At 65.5% G+C, this 16,886-nt stretch carries 17 protein-coding genes; 6 read left to right on the forward strand and 11 right to left on the reverse strand.

Annotated features, from left to right (window positions below; translation table 11 throughout):
- Positions 1-73 precede the first annotated feature (73 nt).
- The 6 genes from rpoN to ACS5Q0_RS00820 all read right to left on the reverse strand — a co-directional run bounded on the left by rpoN (position 74) and on the right by ACS5Q0_RS00820 (position 5,166).
- A complete protein-coding gene (gene rpoN, locus ACS5Q0_RS00795; protein WP_473124694.1) occupies positions 74-1,489 on the reverse strand; it encodes an RNA polymerase factor sigma-54 in 1,416 nt (471 codons plus the stop codon).
- 102 nt (positions 1,490-1,591) lie between these two features.
- Positions 1,592-2,395, reverse strand: coding sequence for an LPS export ABC transporter ATP-binding protein (lptB, locus tag ACS5Q0_RS00800; protein WP_473124986.1), 804 nt, complete (start codon positions 2,393-2,395; stop codon positions 1,592-1,594).
- 97 nt (positions 2,396-2,492) lie between these two features.
- Positions 2,493-3,101 (reverse strand): LptA/OstA family protein, encoded by a 609-nt coding sequence (locus ACS5Q0_RS00805; protein ID WP_473124695.1) that lies wholly within the window; start codon positions 3,099-3,101, stop codon positions 2,493-2,495.
- Positions 3,098-3,862, reverse strand: coding sequence for an LPS export ABC transporter periplasmic protein LptC (gene lptC, locus ACS5Q0_RS00810; RefSeq protein ID WP_473124696.1), 765 nt, complete (start codon positions 3,860-3,862; stop codon positions 3,098-3,100). Before lptC ends, ACS5Q0_RS00805 begins: the two co-directional genes overlap by 4 nt.
- 106 nt (positions 3,863-3,968) lie before the next feature.
- Positions 3,969-4,583: a ribonuclease D gene (locus ACS5Q0_RS00815; RefSeq protein WP_473124697.1), complete on the reverse strand. Its 615-nt coding sequence runs from the start codon at positions 4,581-4,583 to the stop codon at positions 3,969-3,971.
- Positions 4,584-4,782: 199 nt separating this feature from the next.
- Complete coding sequence (locus ACS5Q0_RS00820) at positions 4,783-5,166, reverse strand: response regulator (RefSeq protein ID WP_473124698.1); 384 nt, start codon at positions 5,164-5,166, stop codon at positions 4,783-4,785.
- A gap of 390 nt (positions 5,167-5,556) precedes the next feature.
- Between ACS5Q0_RS00820 and ACS5Q0_RS00825 the strand changes: the two genes are divergently transcribed.
- Entirely contained in the window at positions 5,557-6,108 is a 552-nt protein-coding gene (locus ACS5Q0_RS00825) for a sigma-70 family RNA polymerase sigma factor (protein ID WP_473124699.1), read from the forward strand.
- Positions 6,109-6,276: 168 nt separating this feature from the next.
- Here ACS5Q0_RS00825 and ACS5Q0_RS00830 read toward each other — a convergent pair whose 3' ends face one another.
- Entirely contained in the window at positions 6,277-8,937 is a 2,661-nt protein-coding gene (locus tag ACS5Q0_RS00830) for a PAS domain S-box protein (RefSeq protein WP_473124700.1), read from the reverse strand.
- Positions 8,938-9,389: 452 nt separating this feature from the next.
- Between ACS5Q0_RS00830 and ACS5Q0_RS00835 the strand changes: the two genes are divergently transcribed.
- Positions 9,390-9,776 carry a response regulator gene (locus ACS5Q0_RS00835; RefSeq protein WP_473124701.1) on the forward strand — a complete coding sequence of 129 codons (387 nt, stop codon included), beginning with the start codon at positions 9,390-9,392 and terminating at the stop codon, positions 9,774-9,776.
- Positions 9,777-9,808: 32 nt separating this feature from the next.
- Here the strand turns inward: ACS5Q0_RS00835 and ACS5Q0_RS00840 are convergent, their stop codons facing one another.
- The 4 genes from ACS5Q0_RS00840 to ACS5Q0_RS00855 are packed head-to-tail and all read right to left on the reverse strand — an operon-like array spanning position 9,809 to position 13,619.
- Positions 9,809-10,567: a HugZ family pyridoxamine 5'-phosphate oxidase gene (locus tag ACS5Q0_RS00840; protein WP_473124702.1), complete on the reverse strand. Its 759-nt coding sequence runs from the start codon at positions 10,565-10,567 to the stop codon at positions 9,809-9,811.
- On the reverse strand, positions 10,564-11,100 hold the full coding sequence (gene hutX / locus ACS5Q0_RS00845) for a heme utilization cystosolic carrier protein HutX (RefSeq protein WP_473124703.1): 537 nt from the start codon (positions 11,098-11,100) through the stop codon (positions 10,564-10,566). Before hutX ends, ACS5Q0_RS00840 begins: the two co-directional genes overlap by 4 nt.
- A gap of 5 nt (positions 11,101-11,105) precedes the next feature.
- Positions 11,106-11,444 (reverse strand): heme-degrading protein HmuQ, encoded by a 339-nt coding sequence (hmuQ, locus tag ACS5Q0_RS00850; protein ID WP_473124704.1) that lies wholly within the window; start codon positions 11,442-11,444, stop codon positions 11,106-11,108.
- 39 nt (positions 11,445-11,483) lie between these two features.
- A complete protein-coding gene (locus ACS5Q0_RS00855; RefSeq protein WP_473124705.1) occupies positions 11,484-13,619 on the reverse strand; it encodes a TonB-dependent hemoglobin/transferrin/lactoferrin family receptor in 2,136 nt (711 codons plus the stop codon).
- Between the two features lie 243 nt (positions 13,620-13,862).
- On the opposite strand from ACS5Q0_RS00855, the gene hemP reads away from it, so the two are divergent.
- Genes hemP through ACS5Q0_RS00875 form a run of 4 tightly spaced genes read left to right on the forward strand, consistent with a single transcriptional unit; the run spans position 13,863 to position 16,769 of the window.
- Positions 13,863-14,030 (forward strand): hemin uptake protein HemP, encoded by a 168-nt coding sequence (gene hemP, locus ACS5Q0_RS00860; RefSeq protein WP_473124706.1) that lies wholly within the window; start codon positions 13,863-13,865, stop codon positions 14,028-14,030.
- A gap of 11 nt (positions 14,031-14,041) precedes the next feature.
- On the forward strand, positions 14,042-14,914 hold the full coding sequence (locus tag ACS5Q0_RS00865; protein WP_473124707.1) for a heme/hemin ABC transporter substrate-binding protein: 873 nt from the start codon (positions 14,042-14,044) through the stop codon (positions 14,912-14,914).
- Complete coding sequence (locus tag ACS5Q0_RS00870) at positions 14,911-15,978, forward strand: FecCD family ABC transporter permease (RefSeq protein ID WP_473124708.1); 1,068 nt, start codon at positions 14,911-14,913, stop codon at positions 15,976-15,978. Before ACS5Q0_RS00865 ends, ACS5Q0_RS00870 begins: the two co-directional genes overlap by 4 nt.
- Positions 15,975-16,769, forward strand: a complete 795-nt coding sequence (locus ACS5Q0_RS00875) for a heme ABC transporter ATP-binding protein (protein WP_473124709.1) — start codon at positions 15,975-15,977, stop codon at positions 16,767-16,769. Before ACS5Q0_RS00870 ends, ACS5Q0_RS00875 begins: the two co-directional genes overlap by 4 nt.
- The last annotated feature ends 117 nt before the right edge of the window (positions 16,770-16,886 follow it).

A 16,886-nucleotide genomic window follows, 5' to 3' on the forward strand; every position in this document is an offset into this window, starting at 1 on the left:
TGGATGGGACTGATTAAGCGCATGATGACCTGAACCGGCGGCAAAGCAAGCCTCTTCGAGCATCATGTCATCCTCACGCGTCTCTCCTCCTCCGGCGCTCGGCCGATGAAGGAATTCGCAGTGTTTCCCGGTATTTGGCGACGGTCCGCCGGGCGACCTCGATGCCTTCGGTCTTCAGAGTCCGGGCCAGCGCCTCGTCCGAGAGCACCTGGTCGGGCGCTTCGGCCTCGATGAGCTGGCGGATGCGGTGGCGCACGGCCCTGGCCGCATGCTCCCCCTCACCCGTCGCCGCACCGAAAAAGAATCTCATGGGGCGCGTGATGCCGCCGAAACCAATCGCCTTGTTGGCTGTCACGCGGGAGATGGTGGATTCGTGCATCCCGACGGCTTCGGCGACGCTTTTCAGGGTCAGGGGGCGCAGGGCCGCGATGCCCTGGCGGAAAAACTCCTCCTGCCGGCGAACGATCTCGGTCGCGACGGTCAGAATGGTCCCGGCCCGCTGTTCGAGGCTGCGGGTGAGCCAGTTCGCGCCCTGAAGGCAATCCGAGAGGAAGGCCTTGTCCTCGCTCCTTCGCACCGCCTTCGCCACCTCGGCGTAATAGGTCCGGTTGAGCAGGATGCGCGGGAGCGTGTCGGGATTGAGCTCCACGACGAAGCCGCCATCCGCCGCCTGGCGCACCAGCACGTCCGGAACGAGCAGGTCGATGGAGGCGGCCGCGAAGGCAAGGCCGGGCCTGGGCTCCAGGCGGCGGATCTCGGCGAGCATGTCCGCGAGATCCTCCCGATCCACGCCGCAGAGCCTCTGAAGGGCAGCGAAGTCCTGCCGGGCCACGAGATCGAGGCGCGAGAGCAGGATCTGCATGGCGGGATCGAGCCGGTCGCGCTCCTTGAGCTGGATCTCCAGGCATTCCCTCAGGCTCCTCGCGCCAATTCCGGACGGCTCGAAGGTTTGGATGAGCCGCAGGGCGGCCTCGGCCCGGCCAAGCGGCACGTCGAGCCTCTCCGCCACCTGTTCCAGCTCTTCGGTGAGATATCCGGCCTCGTCGAGGGCATGGATCAGATACCGGCCGATCTCGCGCAACGCAGGATCGGCGGAGCCGAGATCGAGCTGGGTTTCGAGAGCGTCCGTCAGGCTCCGGGGACCCGCGAGCGTCGCCTCGAGTTCGGGTTTCAGCTCGGAATGGGAGGTCGAGCCGGGCATCGACGCTCCCGCCCCACTCTCCGCCCGAGCCGGCAGCGGGCCCGGAATCATCCGCCCCTGGGCATGCGCATGTCTCTGCTTGGCGCGCAGGAAATCGGCGAGGCTCGGAAGCGGCGCATCCCCATGGGCCTCTGCTTCCTGCAGGAGCGGATTGCGCTCGAGCTCCGCTGCCACATAGGCGGCCAGCTCCGCCTGGGAGAGCTGCAGCAGCTTGATGGATTGCACGAGCTGGGGAGTCATCGTCAGGGATTGGCCCTGGCGCAGCTCAAGCCGTTGGATCGAACTCATCACGGCACCCAGCATGAGACCGGCACGATTTTACACGCCCGTTTCTTTTACCGCGATAAGGGCCTGACCGTCAAAAGGCGGTTCGTCCCGCCCGCCTCCCGCTCAAAGGCGGAAATCCTCGCCCAGATAGAGGCGGCGCACTTCCTCGTTGGCGACGATGGCGTCCGGCGCTCCCTCGGTGAGCACGCGGCCGGAATGGATGATATAGGCCCGGTCGATGAGGCCCAGCGTCTCGCGCACGTTATGGTCCGTGATCAGCACGCCGAGGCCGCGGCGGGTCAGATGGCGCACGAGATTCTGGATGTCGCCGACCGCGATCGGGTCGATGCCGGCGAAGGGCTCGTCGAGGAGCATGAAGGTGGGCTCGCCCGCAAGCGCGCGGGCGATCTCGCAGCGGCGGCGCTCGCCGCCCGACAGCGCGATGGACGGCGCCTTGCGCAGCCGGGTGATGTTGAACTCGTCGAGCAGCGCGTCGAGCTTGCGTTCGCGTTCCTTGCGGCTCGGCTCCACGATCTCCAGGACGGCCCGGATATTGTCTTCCACGCTCAGGCCGCGGAAGATCGAGGCCTCCTGCGGCAGATAGCCGATTCCGAGGCGGGCGCGGCGGTACATGGGAAGGCCCGTCACGTCGTGCCCGTCGAGGCTGATGACGCCGCGATCCGCCTGCACGAGGCCGGTGATCATGTAGAAGATCGTGGTCTTGCCCGCGCCGTTGGGGCCGAGAAGCCCCACCGCCTCGCCGGCGCGCACGTTCAGGCCTGCGTCCTGCACCACCGTGCGGCCGCGATAGCTCTTCTGCAAGCCCTTGACGGCCAGGATGCCCGGGCCGCCGAAGACGCCCTTGTCCTCCGGGCGGGCGACGACATGCGGCGCCGGGCCTGTCGATGGGCGGACCAGGGTCGGCATGTCCGCCTGTGCGGATGGGGCGCGGTTGAAAAGAGGTTTCACGAAAGATCCATCACCAGAAGGAGAAGGCCGGACACCCTCCGGCCTTGCCATGACATTACGGCTTGGGCTTGGCGTTGCCGGCTCCGGTCGGAGCCGGTCCGCCGCTGCCGGGCACGAACAGCGCCCTGACCCGGCCGCCGGGCTTGGTGTCGATGCTCGCGACGCCCGTGTTGATGTCGTAGACGACGCGCTCGCCGCGGGTCACATTCGGACCATCGCTCAGCGCGGCGTTGCCGATCAGCAGGATTTTGTTGGCTCCCCGGTCGAACGTGGCGTTGTCGCCGGTGGCGACCTGGGTCTTGGACACGATGGTGACGGGCCCCTTGCAGTCGATCTTCTTGATCGCGCTCTCGCTCGGCCCCTGGGCTGCGGCAGCGGCAGGCTGCGCGGCGCCGCCTTCGCTTCTCTGCTCGTAGAACACGGTCATGGCGGTGCATTTCATGGTGCTCTCGCCCTGAACCGCCACCACGTCCCCGGAGAAGACCGCCCGGCCTTCCTTGTCGAACACGTCGAGCTTGTTGGCGTCGATCTTGATCGGCTCCTTGCTGGAGCCGAAATTGCCGAAGCCCACCGCGCGCTCCTTCGAGGCCTGGGCCCAGGCGGCGGAGGTCGCTGCCGGAACGAGAAGCGCAAGAGCGAGCGCGTGACGTGCGAAACTCATCATGGACGAACACTTGTCGGTTGGGCCGCCTTGGGGGCGGCAGGAGGAGAGACGGGGGCCGTGGAATCGGCCCCGGCCGGGGCAGAAGCCGCAGGCTCGGAGGACGACGGGGTGAAGGTGGTGCGAACCCGCCCCTTGAAGCTCAGAACCTTGCCGTTGTCGATGACCCTGAGCCCTTCGGCCTCGATCCGGCCGTTGCCGCCGAGGATCACGGTGACGGGCTCGTTGGACGTCACTCCGCCGGATTTGAAATCCACGAAGGCGGAGCGCATCTGGACTTCCTGGCCCGCATCCGTCGTCACCCGGACGCTCTGCTGCAGGTTCATCTGCTCCTTCTGGGTGTCGAGCACGCCGACAATCGCCTCGAGCCTGGCGACGCTGCCCTTCTCGTCGGTGACGATGCGGGCCTTCAAATCCTTCAGCTCCACGAAATTGGGCTTGCGCACGTCCTGCGTGGCGGCGCTGGCCGTGACCTCGTAGGGCCGGTTGTCGTTCTTGAACCCGGTGAGCTTGGGGGCCTCCATGGTCACGTTCGTGCCGTTGACCCCGATATGGTCGAAGCTCAGGTTCTCGATCTGGGCGAAGGGCTCCAGATACGCGAAGAGAGCCACGGCCGCCATGGACAGAACGGATCCCAGGGGGATGGCGATCTTGGCGAAGCGCACCCAGCGGGAATGGCGTCTGGCCTGCCGGAAGGCGCGCGCGCGCGCGGCCGGCCTCGAGGCCGGGCCACTCTGCATCGTGGTGCCCTGGAATCCCGCCACGTTTAATCCAATCCCTTACCGTCTCATCGCGACTTGGCGCCATGCCCAGCGGTGATGGCGATGTTATGACGGATATGGGTTTTATGCGGGAAAGTTTAAGCCTGCGTCAACTATGGGCGAAAATATCGGTATCGGGCCAGCCGAGCAGGTCGAGCTGGGCTCTTGTCGGCAGGAACGAGAAGCATTGATGGGCGATGCCGAGGCGATTCTCCCGCTCCAGCCTCTGGTCGAGCTTGTCCTTGAGGGCATGGAGATGCAGCACGTCGGAGGCCGCATAATCGAGCTGGGCCGGGGTGAGGGTTTCGGCCCCCCAGTCGGAGGATTGCTGCTGCTTGGACAATTCGACCCCGAGGAGCTCCCGCGCGAGGTCCTTAAGGCCGTGCCGGTCCGTGTAGGTGCGCACCAGCCTCGAAGCCACCTTGGTGCAATAGACGGGCCGCGGCATCACCGCGAAGGCATGGAAGAGCACCGCGAGATCAAAGCGGGCATAATGGAAGATCTTGAGCACGCTCTCATCGGCCAGGACGCGGATCAGGTTCTCCGGGGCCGGGCCGTCCTTCAGGATCTGGACCACGTCGGCGTCCCCGTCGCCCTTCGAGATCTGGACCACGCAGAGCCGGTCCCGGTGCGGGTTGAGGCCGAGCGTCTCGGTATCGATCGCGATCGCGGGGCCTGGCTGATAATCCGCGGGCAGGTCGCCGCGATGAAAGCGTGTCGTCATGGAAGGTAAGCCACCTGGGAAAGCTGCCGGAATCCGGCTCTAGACCATCGCGGAGCAAAGTGGAATCCGCTTTTGGAATCAATCCGATGCTCACGACCCAAGCAGCGCGCCCTTCGGAGCGGGAACCCGGGTCCGCTTTGTCCCGTGATGCGTCGCACGGCCGCCTTCGATATTTCGGCTCGGACCCCCCCTCGTGCCATCATCCGCCCGGCATGGCGGAGGGTTGCCGTTCGGCCAGAAGTCCATCGAGAGCGGCCGCCAGGACCTCCCGGCTGACGGGTTTCTCGAGCCACGGCACGCCCTGCAATTCGGACGGCCCCTGCCTTGCCGGCGGCAGTCCGGAATAGATCACGAAGGGAATGCCCCGGCTCTTCAAAACGCGGGCGATCTCCAGCGACGTGCCGTCCTTGAGCATGACGTCGAGAAGCGCGATGTCCGGCGTCTCGGTTTCAAGCCAGCGCATGGCCTGAGCGCTGCTCGGGAAGGGTCCTTCCACCCTGAAGCCGGCATCTTCGAGAAACGCTTCGAGTGACATGCCGATCAGGGCCTGGTCCTCGACGATCATGCAGCGGGTCAGCGTCATTGGATGTGCATACCTGTCAGGTGGGCCACAGGGACCGTGATGAGCCCGCAGGGCGATAGGCGGGGACCTGGATCGGGAGAATCACATCTGGCAGTCCAAAGGCGAATATCGGCGAGAAGGACCGGAACCTCATTCACTTATGTAATTTTAGGACTTGGCAAAAGCTTAACCCCTTCGAGGCAAAACTAAAGTCCGAGTGGCGGTCGCAGCATGAAAATGACTTAATCGCACCATGAGACATGCAATGCATGTGAGGACTTGCCGCCTTCTTCGGCCATATTCGCCCGATAAGCCCGTTTCACCAGAATGCAGTTGCGCTTCACATAGGTTAATGCGCCGTCCGTCCAGGAGACGTCTGGTCTTGGGTTCTGAGATTGGAAGGAATGCGTAATGGCGGCAGAGACCCCCTCGAAGGAGCAGATGCTTGCCGCCATTCCTCACCTGCGCGCCTTTGCGATCTCGCTCTGCGGCAATGTCGACCGCGCGGACGACCTGGTGCAGGCGGCTCTTCTGAAGGGCTTGAGCAATCTCGATAAATTCCAGCCCGGCACCAGCATGCAGGCTTGGCTCTTCACGATCTTGCGCAACGATTTTCTCACGCAGGTCCGGCGCAGGAAGCGCGAGGTCGAGGATCCGGACGGCGCATGGGCCGAGAAGGTCGCCGTGATGCCCGAGCAGGGATCGCGTCTCGATTTCGACGATATGCTGAAGGCGCTCGGCCAGCTTCCCATCGATCAGCGCGAGGCGCTTCTGCTCGTGACGGCGGAGGGTCTGACCTATGAGGACGCCGCGCGGATCTGCGGCACGAACATCGGTACGATCAAGAGCCGCATCAACCGCGCCCGCCGCCGGCTCGCCGAACTGATGAAGTTCAACGCGCAGGACGATATCGGCCCCGACCGCCTCGTCAGGGCTGCGCTCTACATGCACCTCTCGGCTTGACGCCGGGCGCCCGGCCTGAGGGCACGATCGGGAGACGAGAACCCATTTCGGCGAAGGGGTTCCGGCTCTCCGTTCAAATATCCGGCGAGGCGAAGGCACACGCGGATTCCACGCCAGAGAAAGCAATTCCAGCGCATCGGGCATGAGGACGGTTTCTCGTCCGGTGCCTCAATCGTGCCGGCGGTTCTTCCGATCGAGCAGGAAGAGGTGCGCGTCCACGGGCAGGACGATGGTGCAGTGAAGGCCGTCGGGCGTGAAATCCAGCTGCGCCTCGCCGCCGAGCTCATAGTTCAGAGTGCGCTCGATCAGCTCGGTCCCGAACCCGCGCCGCCTCGGCCGGGCATTGGCAAGGGGCACCCCCGTCTCGATCCATCGAAAGACGAGCCGCGGGTGGCCGCCCGATGAATCGACGCTCCAGGCGACCTCGATGCGCCCCTCCGGTGCGGCGAGCGCCCCGTATTTGACGGCGTTCGTCGCCAGCTCATGAACGGCAAGAGCGAGCGTCTCGGCGGATTTCGGCTGGAGGCGCATCCTGGGGCCGGAAATGCTCTTCACCTGCTCGCCTTCGTGGGCCGCCACGGCGCGCAGCTCGTCGGCCACCAGCATTTCGAGATCGAGCCCCGCCTCCGGATCGCGGGTGACGGCGGCCTGGACCCGGGCGAAGGCATCGATGCGGCCCTCGAGATGCATGGCGTAATCCTCCGCCGTCTCGCTGGTTTCCGCCGTCCGGCGCGCGATGGAGCGGATCACGCCGAGGGTATTTCTCACGCGGTGCTGGAGCTCCGCCAGCAGGAACTTGGCATGCCGCTCGCTCGCCTTCAGCGTCTCCTCATACGCCCGACGCTCGGTGACGTCCTGGCCGATCTTGAGAAAGCCCTGCAGGCTGCCGTCCTGCCGGCGCAGGGCCGCGACGCTGCCCTCGATGAAGACCCTTCGCCCATCCTTACGCAAATGCCAGCGCCGGTTCGCAGCGGTGCCTCCCGTGCGGGCGATCTCGATCTCCTTTTCCGGCTCGCCCGCCTCGCGATCCTGGGGGGTGAAGATGACAGCGCCGGACCGGCCGATGATTTCCTCCGCGCTCCAGCCGAAAACCGTCTCCGCTCCCGGAAACCAATCGCTGATCCGGTCCTGCGGATCAGTGATGAAAATCGCATAATCATGGGCATTTTCGACAACCAGGCGGAACCGCTCCTCGCTGTCGCGCAGCGCGGCCTCGGCCTCCTTCCGAGCGCCGATGTCGATGTTCATGCCGACCCATTTGCGCACGCGGCTTTTGGGTCCGAGCAGCGGAACGGCGCGGACATTCGTCCATTGCCAACCGCCGCCGGCGCGCCGGAGCCGGAACTCCGCATCGAGCTCCCGTCGGGCGACGACCGCCTCCCGCCATTGCCGTTCGGCATAATCGCGATCGTCGGGATGGATCGCATCCAGCCAGCCGTCACCCAGCCATTCCTCCTGCGTTTGCCCGGTGTAGGCGCGCCAGGTCGGACTGTCCTCGACGACGACGCCGTCCGCATTGGTTTCCCAGACCGCCTGCGCAAGCCCCTCGACGAGTCCCCGGAACCGCGCCTCGCTGTCGCGCAACGCATCCTCTGCCTTCTTGAGAGCGTTGATATCGATGGCGAACTCCACGATGGTGCCGTCCCCCAGATCGCGGCCGGCGAACAGCATCCAGGAGTGGCTGCCGTCCTTGCACAGATATTCTTTCTCGTAAGGACCGATGCGCCCCGTCTCGAGCAGGGTCCGCATCTGCGCTTCGCTCTCGGTTGCGCATTCGGGCGGGGTCATCCGCTGCCAGTCGAGGCTGCCAGCCTCCATGTCCTCCCGCGACCAGCCGGTCAGTCTCAGAAACACGTCGTTGGCATCGATGAGCGTTCCCTCGCGATCGAAGAACAGCACGCCCACGGCTTCCGTTTCCAGAACCCGGCGCAGCCGCTCTTGGCTCTTTCGCAGCGCGGCTTCCGAACGCTTGCGCTCGGAGACGTTCGTGAAGAGCACCGCCACCCGCCGACTTCCTGGTCCGCCGAGGCGGAAGACGTTGAGGTCGAAGACGCGCCCGAGGGTCAACTCGGCTTCCTCGAAACGGATCGGCTCTCCGGATTCGACAACGCGGCCGTAGATTTCAGCCCAGTGCGGATTGGGCGTTCCGAGAATCTGCGTGGCCGTGCGCCCGACGGGATACGGCATGCCGGTATGCTTCATGAAGGCGGAATTCACTTCCAGGAACAGGAAGTCGTTCCACCCTTTCGCGGCATCGTGCATGACCTCGACCACCGCATAGGCCTCGTCCATCGAATCGAAGAGCGCGCGGTAGCGCTGCTCGCTCTCGCGCAACGCACGCTCCGCGAGGACGCGGCCCGTCGTCTCGATCAGCGTCACGAGCACCCCGGTGATGGCGCCGGTTTCGTCCCGGATCGGGCTGTAGGTCAGGGTGAACCAGGCATCCTCGAGGCGGCCCGAACGGGCGAGCGGATAGAGTCCGTTCTCGAAGGTGAGCGTCTCGCCTGCCCGGATCCGACGATAGATCGGTTCGTTGATGTGCCAGACCTCGGGCCAGCATTCACGGGTCGGCTGCCCCAATCCTGCCGGGTGCTTGAGACCCATGAGATCACGATAACCGTCATTGTAGACCTGGATGAGCTGCGGTCCCCAGAGGGCAATCATCGGAAACCCGCTGGGCAGCAGGAGATCGATGGTCGTCTTCAGGCTCTGCGGCCAGGTCTCGGCAGATCCCAGCGGAGTCGATGCCCAATCGTGAACCCGGATCCGTTCCGCCATCTCGCCGGTGCCGGCGGGCCAGGAGATCATCTTGGGACGGGGCTGTTCCATGCGCTTATCTCGACCGACGGCGGGGGCAAGGCTTCCACGCGATCAGGTATCGTCACATCTCTCTCATCGGTGGCATCCGTCCCGTGTCCCTGGCCGCCATGATGCAAGCCGCTGTCGTTGAAGAGGACAGCCTCTGAATGGATTTCGGGTTCGGATGGCGAGTGGCATCTCCTTGAAGGCATTTCCCGCAAGACGGCGGCACGGGACGCCCGCATGTCCTGCAGCGCGCCGTTCCATGCACCACCGAGAGGCCGCTTCTCGCCGCCTGAGACCCTCGCGAAATGCTCCAGTTTGCGGATCAGGGAACCTGCCATTGCCGGGTCGCCTCTTACGTCAATGAGCATAGAGGACAGGGAACGGCGCGCGATTAAACTATGTTATTCGGAAAGCCCCGAAGACGACTTAATCACGAGAGCGGAAGCTCCCGTAGGTTCGGACGAGGAGGAGAGGCCATGACGGATCCTGCCAAGAAGGGAGCGCTCGCCCGCTACCGGGTTCTCGTGGTTGAGGACGAATATTTCATCGCCGACGACATGGCGAGGGCCCTCGAAAAGCTCGGCGCGGAGGTCGTCGGCCCGGTGCCGAAGCGCGATAGGGCGTTGCGGCTGCTCTCTTCCGGCGAAAGCATCGACGCCGCCGTTCTCGATATCAACCTGCGCGGCGAAGAGGTTTTCCCCGTGGCTGACGCCCTCGCGGAGCGCGGCATCCCGTTCGTCTTCGCGACCGGCTACGATCCATCCTCGGTGCCGGCCGCCTATGCGAATGTGCCGCGCTGGGAAAAACCCTTCAATCCAGATGCCCTGGCCCAGGCCCTGCCGAACATCGTGCGATCGTCGTGACCCCTCCCGCAGGCTCTTTTCCGGGCCTCTGCTTACACAGTCTTGCCCCGCGCCTCCTTCGCGAGATCGACGAGCATGGGGCGCAGCTCTTCCGGCCCTTGCAGCGGACGCGGGAACGGCAGCCGCAGCAGCTCGTCGCCCAGGGCCAGCTGCAATCCTTCCGGATCGATGCCGATCAGCCGCCACGCGCCTTCGCGGGCGCCGCAGAGCTTCGTCGCATAATGCGCCACAGCCTCGGCGTGGTCCTCGTTCATGTGCTCCACCGCGCCGGCCTCCAGCTCCGCGAAGCCCGGAAAGGCGGAGAGGTCGGTGAGCAGGTCTTCCCGCGCCATGCGATAGGCACGGCCGAAACCGCCGTTGAGGCTGCCCGAAGCGACGTTCAGGCGCCAGAAGGCGAAATCGGGAAAGTCCACATACAGCGCGGCTTTGGGATGCTGCAGCAGATAGCGGCGGCGAACCTGCTGCGCCCTGTCCGAGCCGCGCTCCAGCCGCTCGGCCCGGGTGAGCAGGGTCAGGCGCGGATGAGCCAGCGGATCGCCCTTGCCAATCGCGAAAAGCAGCAGGGAGCAGCGCTCGTCTGCCGCGAGCAGTCGGGTGTGAATCGAGAGCTGCGACGTGAGGATCACAGGGGAGCCGTCGAGATCGGTGCCCACCGCCACGAGGCTGGCGAAGGGCATGCCCTCGTCGGCGCCGTTCGTGGCGAGCGCGCCGGAGCGCGCGGTGCGCATGAGCTTCTTGGCGAGAAGCCGCGCCTCGTCGTCTACGGGCAGGGTCGGATCTTTCTGCGTCATGCTCCTGATCCTAGGGCCTGCGCATGGTCGAGACAACCGGCGCGCAGGGCCTCGAACCGGACGAGCTGATCTTCTTTAAGGCTGCGATCCTCGTTTCGTCCGACGAAGATCTTGAACATCACCCCGCCCTCCTCGTTCACGAACTGCACGGAGCAGGAGCGCTTGCCGAAGAACGGGCGGTCGACGAAATAGATCGCGCGGCAGCGATCCATGCGCAGATGGCCGCCGATGGGGCTGTCGCCGTGGATGTTGAAATAGCCGCGCCCGGACGTTCCCGGCGGCACGCCGCCCTTGCATTCGAACACGCCGTCGCGGGTGTGAACCACGAAGGTGATGTCGCCCCAGGAGGTCAGATCCTCCCAGATCCTTTCGAAAAGAGCGCCCGGAACGCCCGCGGCCGCTTCCTGCCCGAGGCAGTCGAGAACCTGCTGAAGCGGCACGCCGCGCGTGTCCGCGATCGTCTCCAGAACCCCGTCGGGCTTTGCTGCGAGATCCTGCCGGATCAGGGCGTCCGTATCCTGTCCTGTCGCCATCGTGGTCACCAGGCTTCCTTCCGAGTTTGCCGGATGGTCTGGAACACCTCGAAACCCTCGAATTCCGGGTGGCCGAGGGTCAGGGGCCCGTTGCCGGCGGTGCTGGCGCGGGTATGCGACGCGCGGAACTGGTCGGAGCGCGTCCAGGCCTCGAAATGCGCCTTAGTGGCCCACAGGGTGTGCGAGGAATAGAGCACGTGGTCCTCACGCTCCGGCCCGCGCAGCATGTGGAATTCCAGGAAGCCGTCGAGCTCGTGCAGGTAGCTCTCGCGCGAAAGCCAGCGCTCCTCGAATTTTTCCCGTGCGTCCTTGAGGACCTTGAACCGGTTCATGGCGATGAACATCGAATAGAATCTCCTTGGATCAGGTGTGAGGGTTGGGAATCAGCGGCTGGCGAACTTCACCGTCAGTCCGAACTTCGCCGTCAGGCCGGGGCTCGGCTCGCTGTTCAGGTACTGCGTGTATTGCCGGTCGAAGAGATTCTGGATTGTGATGTCGCCGCTGATGGTCTCGTCGTAGCGATAGGACGCGAAGAGATCGACGAGCCCGTAGCCGGACGTCGGGTTTGTCACGTTCTTCTTGCTGGAATCGACGAATGTCAGGCGCGTGCCCACCGTGAGCTTGTCGTCGAGCAGCCTCAGGCCGAACGTGGTGCTGATGCGATTGGGAACGACGGAGTTCAAGGGATCGCCTGTGATGTCGTTCCTGCCCTCGATGAGGGTACCCGCGATGGTCACGAAGCCGCCGCCCCAGTCATACGCCGCTTCGAGCTCCGCACCCTGCAGCCGGGCTCTGGCGATGTTCCGATATTGCTGATCCTGAATCCCGATGAGGCACAGATACGGAGCAAAGGCGCACGCCTCGACCGGCATGCCCGGAACGACCGGCACATTGTAGACCGGCCCGACCGCGACGGAGTCGATGTAGTCGTCGATCCTGTTCTGGAACACGGAAGCCTTGGCGCGGACGCTGTCGCCGGCCCTCAGCACGTCGTCGTACTGCACGTTCACGCCCGCTTCGAGGTTGTGCGCGACCTCGGGCCGGAGGTCGGGATTGGGCAGGATGTTGAAGATCGGGAACGGATGGGAGCCCTGGATGAGGGTTTCCGTGATCGACGGCGCGCGATAGCCTTCGGCATACGTACCGTAGAACTCGATCCCTTTCACCGGCTCCACGCCCAGCGTGATCTTCGGAGACACGCGCGAGCCATCCGCGCTGATGCCGCCGCCATTCAGTTCATAGCTGTCGAAGCGCAGGGCGCCGATGGCTCGCAGCCAGGGCGTGACGCGCACCTCGTCCTGAACGAAGCCGCCGAACAGGCTGCGTTCGCCGGACGGCGTGAAGGCCGCGCCGTAGCCGCCCGCGCGATCGAGGGTTTCGCCCCGGTCGCGCGCGCCGTCGATGCCGAAGGTCAGCGCATGCCCCAAACCGAAGGCTTCGAAGCGCGACGTGTTGCTGATGTCGAAGCCGAGCGTCTCCATGCTGTAATCGAGGGGATCGCCCGGCTCCACCCCGAGGGAGCCGTAGGTTCTGCTCGGCGTCACGACCCGCTTATGATCCTCGGTCGTGGTGTAGTATCCCTTCACGCTCAGATTGAGCCAAGGGTTGTCGGGCCGGCTGAAGCGGTAGCCGAGTGTATAGGTATTGGCCGTGACATCGTTCCTGAACCGGGTTCCGACGCTGGTGTCGCCGTTGTTCGTGAAGGCATAGTTCTGCAGCAGGGCGGAACCGCTCAAGGCATGGCCGTCCGTCGGGAAGAGATTGAACTTGAACAGGCCCGACGTCAGTTCGGAATCGGAATCCGGAACCGTGTTGCCGTCGCCGTCGCGATAATTGTTGGTGTTGCGGTAGACGAATTGCCCAAACACGTCCGCGGCCGTGCCGATGCGGGCACCGGCCATGCTGTTGGTGACGACACCCGCGCCGTTCGTCCCGAGCCCGAGTTTCTGCGCCGCGCCGTATCGCTCATCGGGTGTCAGAATGTCGTCGATGGTGCGGGTCCGGAACGAGGCGACGCCCCCGATGGTCCCTGAGCCATAGACGGTGGAAACCGGCCCGCGCACCACGTCCACCTGCCCGATCAGTTCAGGGTCGAGATAGAAGGTGCCGTTCGCGCCGTGGCCGCTCACCTGATAATCCTGCCGCGCTCCATCGACGAGCACGTTCACGCGGCCGAAATCCTGCAGGCCGCGGATGTTGACCGCCTGCCCGGGATCGGTGCCCGTCTCCTGCACGGCGACGCCCGGCACGCCCTGAAGAACGTCGGAGACGCGGGAGGATTGCAGCAGGTCGATCTGACGGCGCGTGACCACGCTCGATCCGGCCAGATCGTTGATCGCCCGGTCCTCGGTCTTCCCGGAGGTCACGGTGATCGTATCGAGCTCCAGCGTGGCTTCCGCATTCGGCGCGGGTTGCGCCTGCGCGTCCGAGCCAAACGAAACGCCCGCCAGAGGCGCGAGAACGAGAAGAGCAAAGGGTGAAGTAGACGCGCGAAGGCCTTCGCGCAGGAAGGTAATCATCCTGACGATTCCAGTCTTTAACGATGTTTTTCTTGATGACTGGCTGGCTCGCGCGGAAGTGAATTCACGCTGGCTGGCTATCGCCTTCTTGCCTGTCGGAAGAGGCTTTACATCCGATATCCAAATCAAGTAACCGCGTCAATAGAGACTCGTGCTTCGCTAGTTTTACACAATTCTAAACTGCGAATACATGAGAAGACTTCCAAGCATTGAATTTAGAACGTATAAAAACTGGAGAAAGCCGTGCACACCCTGCCTCCATCGGATTCCAAGGGCGACAGGCCTGCCCCCATGCGGGAGATCGACGTCGCAAGCCTGATTGGGACGGAACGCGAGGTGGTGCTTGTGCATCGCGGCGAGCGCTATCGCCTGCGGGTCACGGCGAACGGCAAACTCATTCTGACGAAGTAAGGACCGTTGTCATGACGCTCTCCCGCCGCGCCCTCATCGCCAGCCCCGCCGTGATGCTCGTTGCGCGTCACGCCAGGGCCGCAGCCCCCGCCCGCCGGATCGTCAGCATCGGCGGCGCGGTGACCGAGATCCTTTACCGGCTCAAGCAGGATTCCGAGATCGTCGGGGTCGATTCCACCAGCCTCTATCCTCCCGAGGCTCTCAAGACGAAGGCGAATGTCGGCTATGTCCGCGCCCTCGGCGCGGAGGGCGTGCTGTCGCTCGCTCCCTCGCTCGTGCTCGCCGCGGAAGGCGCGGGCCCGCCCGATGCGCTTCGCCTGATCGAGCAGGCGGGCGTGACCGTGGTGCGTGTTCCCGACCAGCCGAGCGCCGCGGGAATCGTCGCGCGCGTCGAAGTGATCGCACGAACGCTCGGTCTCCCTGAGCGCGGCGCGGCCCTGATCCGCGAGATCGAGGAAGCCTTCACGCAACTGGCGGAGGCGAAGGCTCGCATCACGCGTCCCGCACGCGCGCTGTTCGTGCTGTCGCTTCAGAACGGCCGCCCTCTCGTCGGCGGGCAGAACACGACGGCGGACGCGATCCTGGCCCTTGCAGGGGCCACCAACGCGGCATCCTCGCTGAGCGGCTGGAAGCCCATGTCCGATGAAGGCCTCATCGCGGCCGCTCCCGAAGCCATCGTGATGATGGACCAGGGCCCCGGCGGCGCGGCGCAGGACCCCTTCGCGCTCCCGGCTTTCGCCGCCGTGCCCGCCGCCGGGACACGCAGGCTCGTGGTGATGGATTCGCTCTATCTCCTCGGATTCGGACCGCGGACGCCAGCCGCCGCGCGCGATCTCATGGCCGCCCTGCACCCCGATCAGATCGGCGAGGCCGGACAACCATGACGAGGCTTGCGACGGGCGGACACGGCTTCGCGCCGGTGCAAAGCCGCAATCCTCTGCTGATGACGGCGCTCGTTCTTCTGCTCGCGCTCACCGGCATCGCGGCCCTGGGCGCGGGAGCGACGGGCGTTCCCTTGCGGCGCGTTCTGAGCATCGTCACCGGGCACTCGTCCGCATCGTCCGGCGATGCGCTGATCATCCTGCAGGTGCGTCTGCCTCGCCTGCTGCTCGGGCTCCTGATCGGCGCGGCGCTGAGCAGCTCCGGCGCGCTCATGCAAGGCCTCTTCCGCAACCCTCTCGCCGATCCCGGCCTTGTCGGCGTGTCCGCAGGCGCGGCGCTCGCCGCGGCCGCCACGATCGTCGTCGGCGATACTCTGCTTGCGCCCTTGATCGGTCCGCTTCCTTTCAGCGCGCTACCCATCGGCGCCTTCGCGGGCGGCCTGATCACCACCATGGGTCTCTATCTCGTCGCCACGCGTCAGGGGCGCACCTCGATCGCCGTGATGCTGCTCGCGGGCATCGCCTTCGGCGCGCTGTCGGGGGCCCTCATGGGCTTTCTCGCTTATCTCAGCGACGACCGGCAATTGCGCGATCTCTCATTTTGGTCCCTCGGCTCGCTCAGCGGCGCCACATGGACCAAGGTCGCCGTCGCGGCGCCGTTGATCCTTCCGGTTCTTGTCGTCACGCCCTTCCTGGCGCGCGGCCTCAATGCGCTCGCTCTCGGAGAAGCGGAGGCCTTTCACCTCGGCGTGCCGGTGCAGCGGGTGAAGGCGGCGGCGATCCTGCTCGTGGCGGTTGCCGTCGGTGCATCGGTCGCCTGCGCCGGCATGATCGGCTTCGTCGGCATCGTCGTGCCGCATGTCCTGCGTCTCGTCGCGGGGCCCGACCACCGCATGCTGCTGCCGGCCTCCGCGCTCCTCGGCGCCGCGCTGCTCGTGGCCGCCGACACCGTGGCGCGCACCGTCGCGGCGCCCGCGGAATTGCCCATCGGCATTCTCACCGCCGCCTTCGGCGCGCCGTTCTTCCTGTGGCTGCTGCTGCGCCGTCAGGGAAGGATCGTCCTGTGAGCGCGATCCTGGAAGCAAGAGCCGTCACTTACAAGGCTGGCGGACGCGCGCTGATCGAGGGCATCGACCTGGTCGTCGAGAGCGGGACGGTCACCATCGTCGTCGGTCCCAACGGCGCGGGAAAATCGACTCTCCTGCGGGTGTTGTGCGGCGAGCTCTCTCCCAGCGAGGGCGAGGTCCTGCTCGATGGACGCCCGCTTCGCACGATCCCGGCGTGGCGCCTGGCCCATCGACGGGCCGTCATGCCGCAGGCCTCCGAGCTCGGCTTTCCCTTTTCGGCCTTCGAGGTCACCCGGCTCGGGGTCGAAGGCATCGGCCGCGGCTTGAGCCGCGGCGACCGGCAGCGCATCGTCCTCGGCGCCCTCGAACAGGCCGACGTGGCGCACCTCGCGCGCCGCAATTATCAGACGCTCTCGGGCGGCGAGCGACAGAGGGTCCATTTCGCGCGGGTCCTGGCCCAGCTCGAAGCGGGCCGCACCGTCGAGACGCGGCAGGTCCTGTTTCTCGACGAGCCCATCGCCAGCCTCGACCTCAAGCACCAGCTCGCGCTGCTGAACGCAGCCAGAAGCCTTGCGCGGGACGGCTTGACCATCCTCGCCGTGCTCCATGACCTCCAGCTCGCCGCCGATGCCGGGGACAGCCTGGTTCTCATGCAGGTGGGCCGCCTCGTGGCGCGAGGCCAGGCCGATGCGGTGCTGAGCCCCGACAGGCTCTGCGACGTCTTCGGCGTGAGCCTGATCGCGCCCAGCCTCCCTCCAAGCCCCTGGATGCCGGCACCCCGTCCGCAATGAGCGACAGCCCATCAGCTGTGAGCGACTGAACCCGCTTGCAGCCGTGGCGCTGCGCGTCTTAACTCGCTCACGACCTGGAATTCGCCGAGGGAGCGCAAGGAAGCGATGGAGCCTGGA

This window comes from Microvirga sp. HS2 (assembly GCF_055792805.1).

Bases quoted from the DNA above. Each gene is read 5' to 3' on its own strand.
- hmuQ (WP_473124704.1), bottom strand. From the start codon at position 11,444: ATGTTCATCGCCATGAACCGGTTCAAGGTCCTCAAGGACGCACGGGAA.
- hutX (WP_473124703.1), bottom strand. From the start codon at position 11,100: ATGGCGACAGGACAGGATACGGACGCCCTGATCCGGCAGGATCTCGCA.
- ACS5Q0_RS00805 (WP_473124695.1), bottom strand. From the start codon at position 3,101: ATGATGAGTTTCGCACGTCACGCGCTCGCTCTTGCGCTTCTCGTTCCG.
- rpoN (WP_473124694.1), bottom strand. From the start codon at position 1,489: ATGAGTTCGATCCAACGGCTTGAGCTGCGCCAGGGCCAATCCCTGACG.
- lptB (WP_473124986.1), bottom strand. From the start codon at position 2,395: ATGCCGACCCTGGTCCGCCCATCGACAGGCCCGGCGCCGCATGTCGTC.
- ACS5Q0_RS00840 (WP_473124702.1), bottom strand. From the start codon at position 10,567: ATGACGCAGAAAGATCCGACCCTGCCCGTAGACGACGAGGCGCGGCTT.
- ACS5Q0_RS00820 (WP_473124698.1), bottom strand. From the start codon at position 5,166: ATGACGCTGACCCGCTGCATGATCGTCGAGGACCAGGCCCTGATCGGC.
- ACS5Q0_RS00825 (WP_473124699.1), top strand. From the start codon at position 5,557: ATGGCGGCAGAGACCCCCTCGAAGGAGCAGATGCTTGCCGCCATTCCT.
- ACS5Q0_RS00870 (WP_473124708.1), top strand. From the start codon at position 14,911: ATGACGAGGCTTGCGACGGGCGGACACGGCTTCGCGCCGGTGCAAAGC.
- ACS5Q0_RS00855 (WP_473124705.1), bottom strand. From the start codon at position 13,619: ATGATTACCTTCCTGCGCGAAGGCCTTCGCGCGTCTACTTCACCCTTT.
- ACS5Q0_RS00835 (WP_473124701.1), top strand. From the start codon at position 9,390: ATGACGGATCCTGCCAAGAAGGGAGCGCTCGCCCGCTACCGGGTTCTC.
- ACS5Q0_RS00815 (WP_473124697.1), bottom strand. From the start codon at position 4,583: ATGACGACACGCTTTCATCGCGGCGACCTGCCCGCGGATTATCAGCCA.
- ACS5Q0_RS00865 (WP_473124707.1), top strand. From the start codon at position 14,042: ATGACGCTCTCCCGCCGCGCCCTCATCGCCAGCCCCGCCGTGATGCTC.
- ACS5Q0_RS00830 (WP_473124700.1), bottom strand. From the start codon at position 8,937: ATGGAACAGCCCCGTCCCAAGATGATCTCCTGGCCCGCCGGCACCGGC.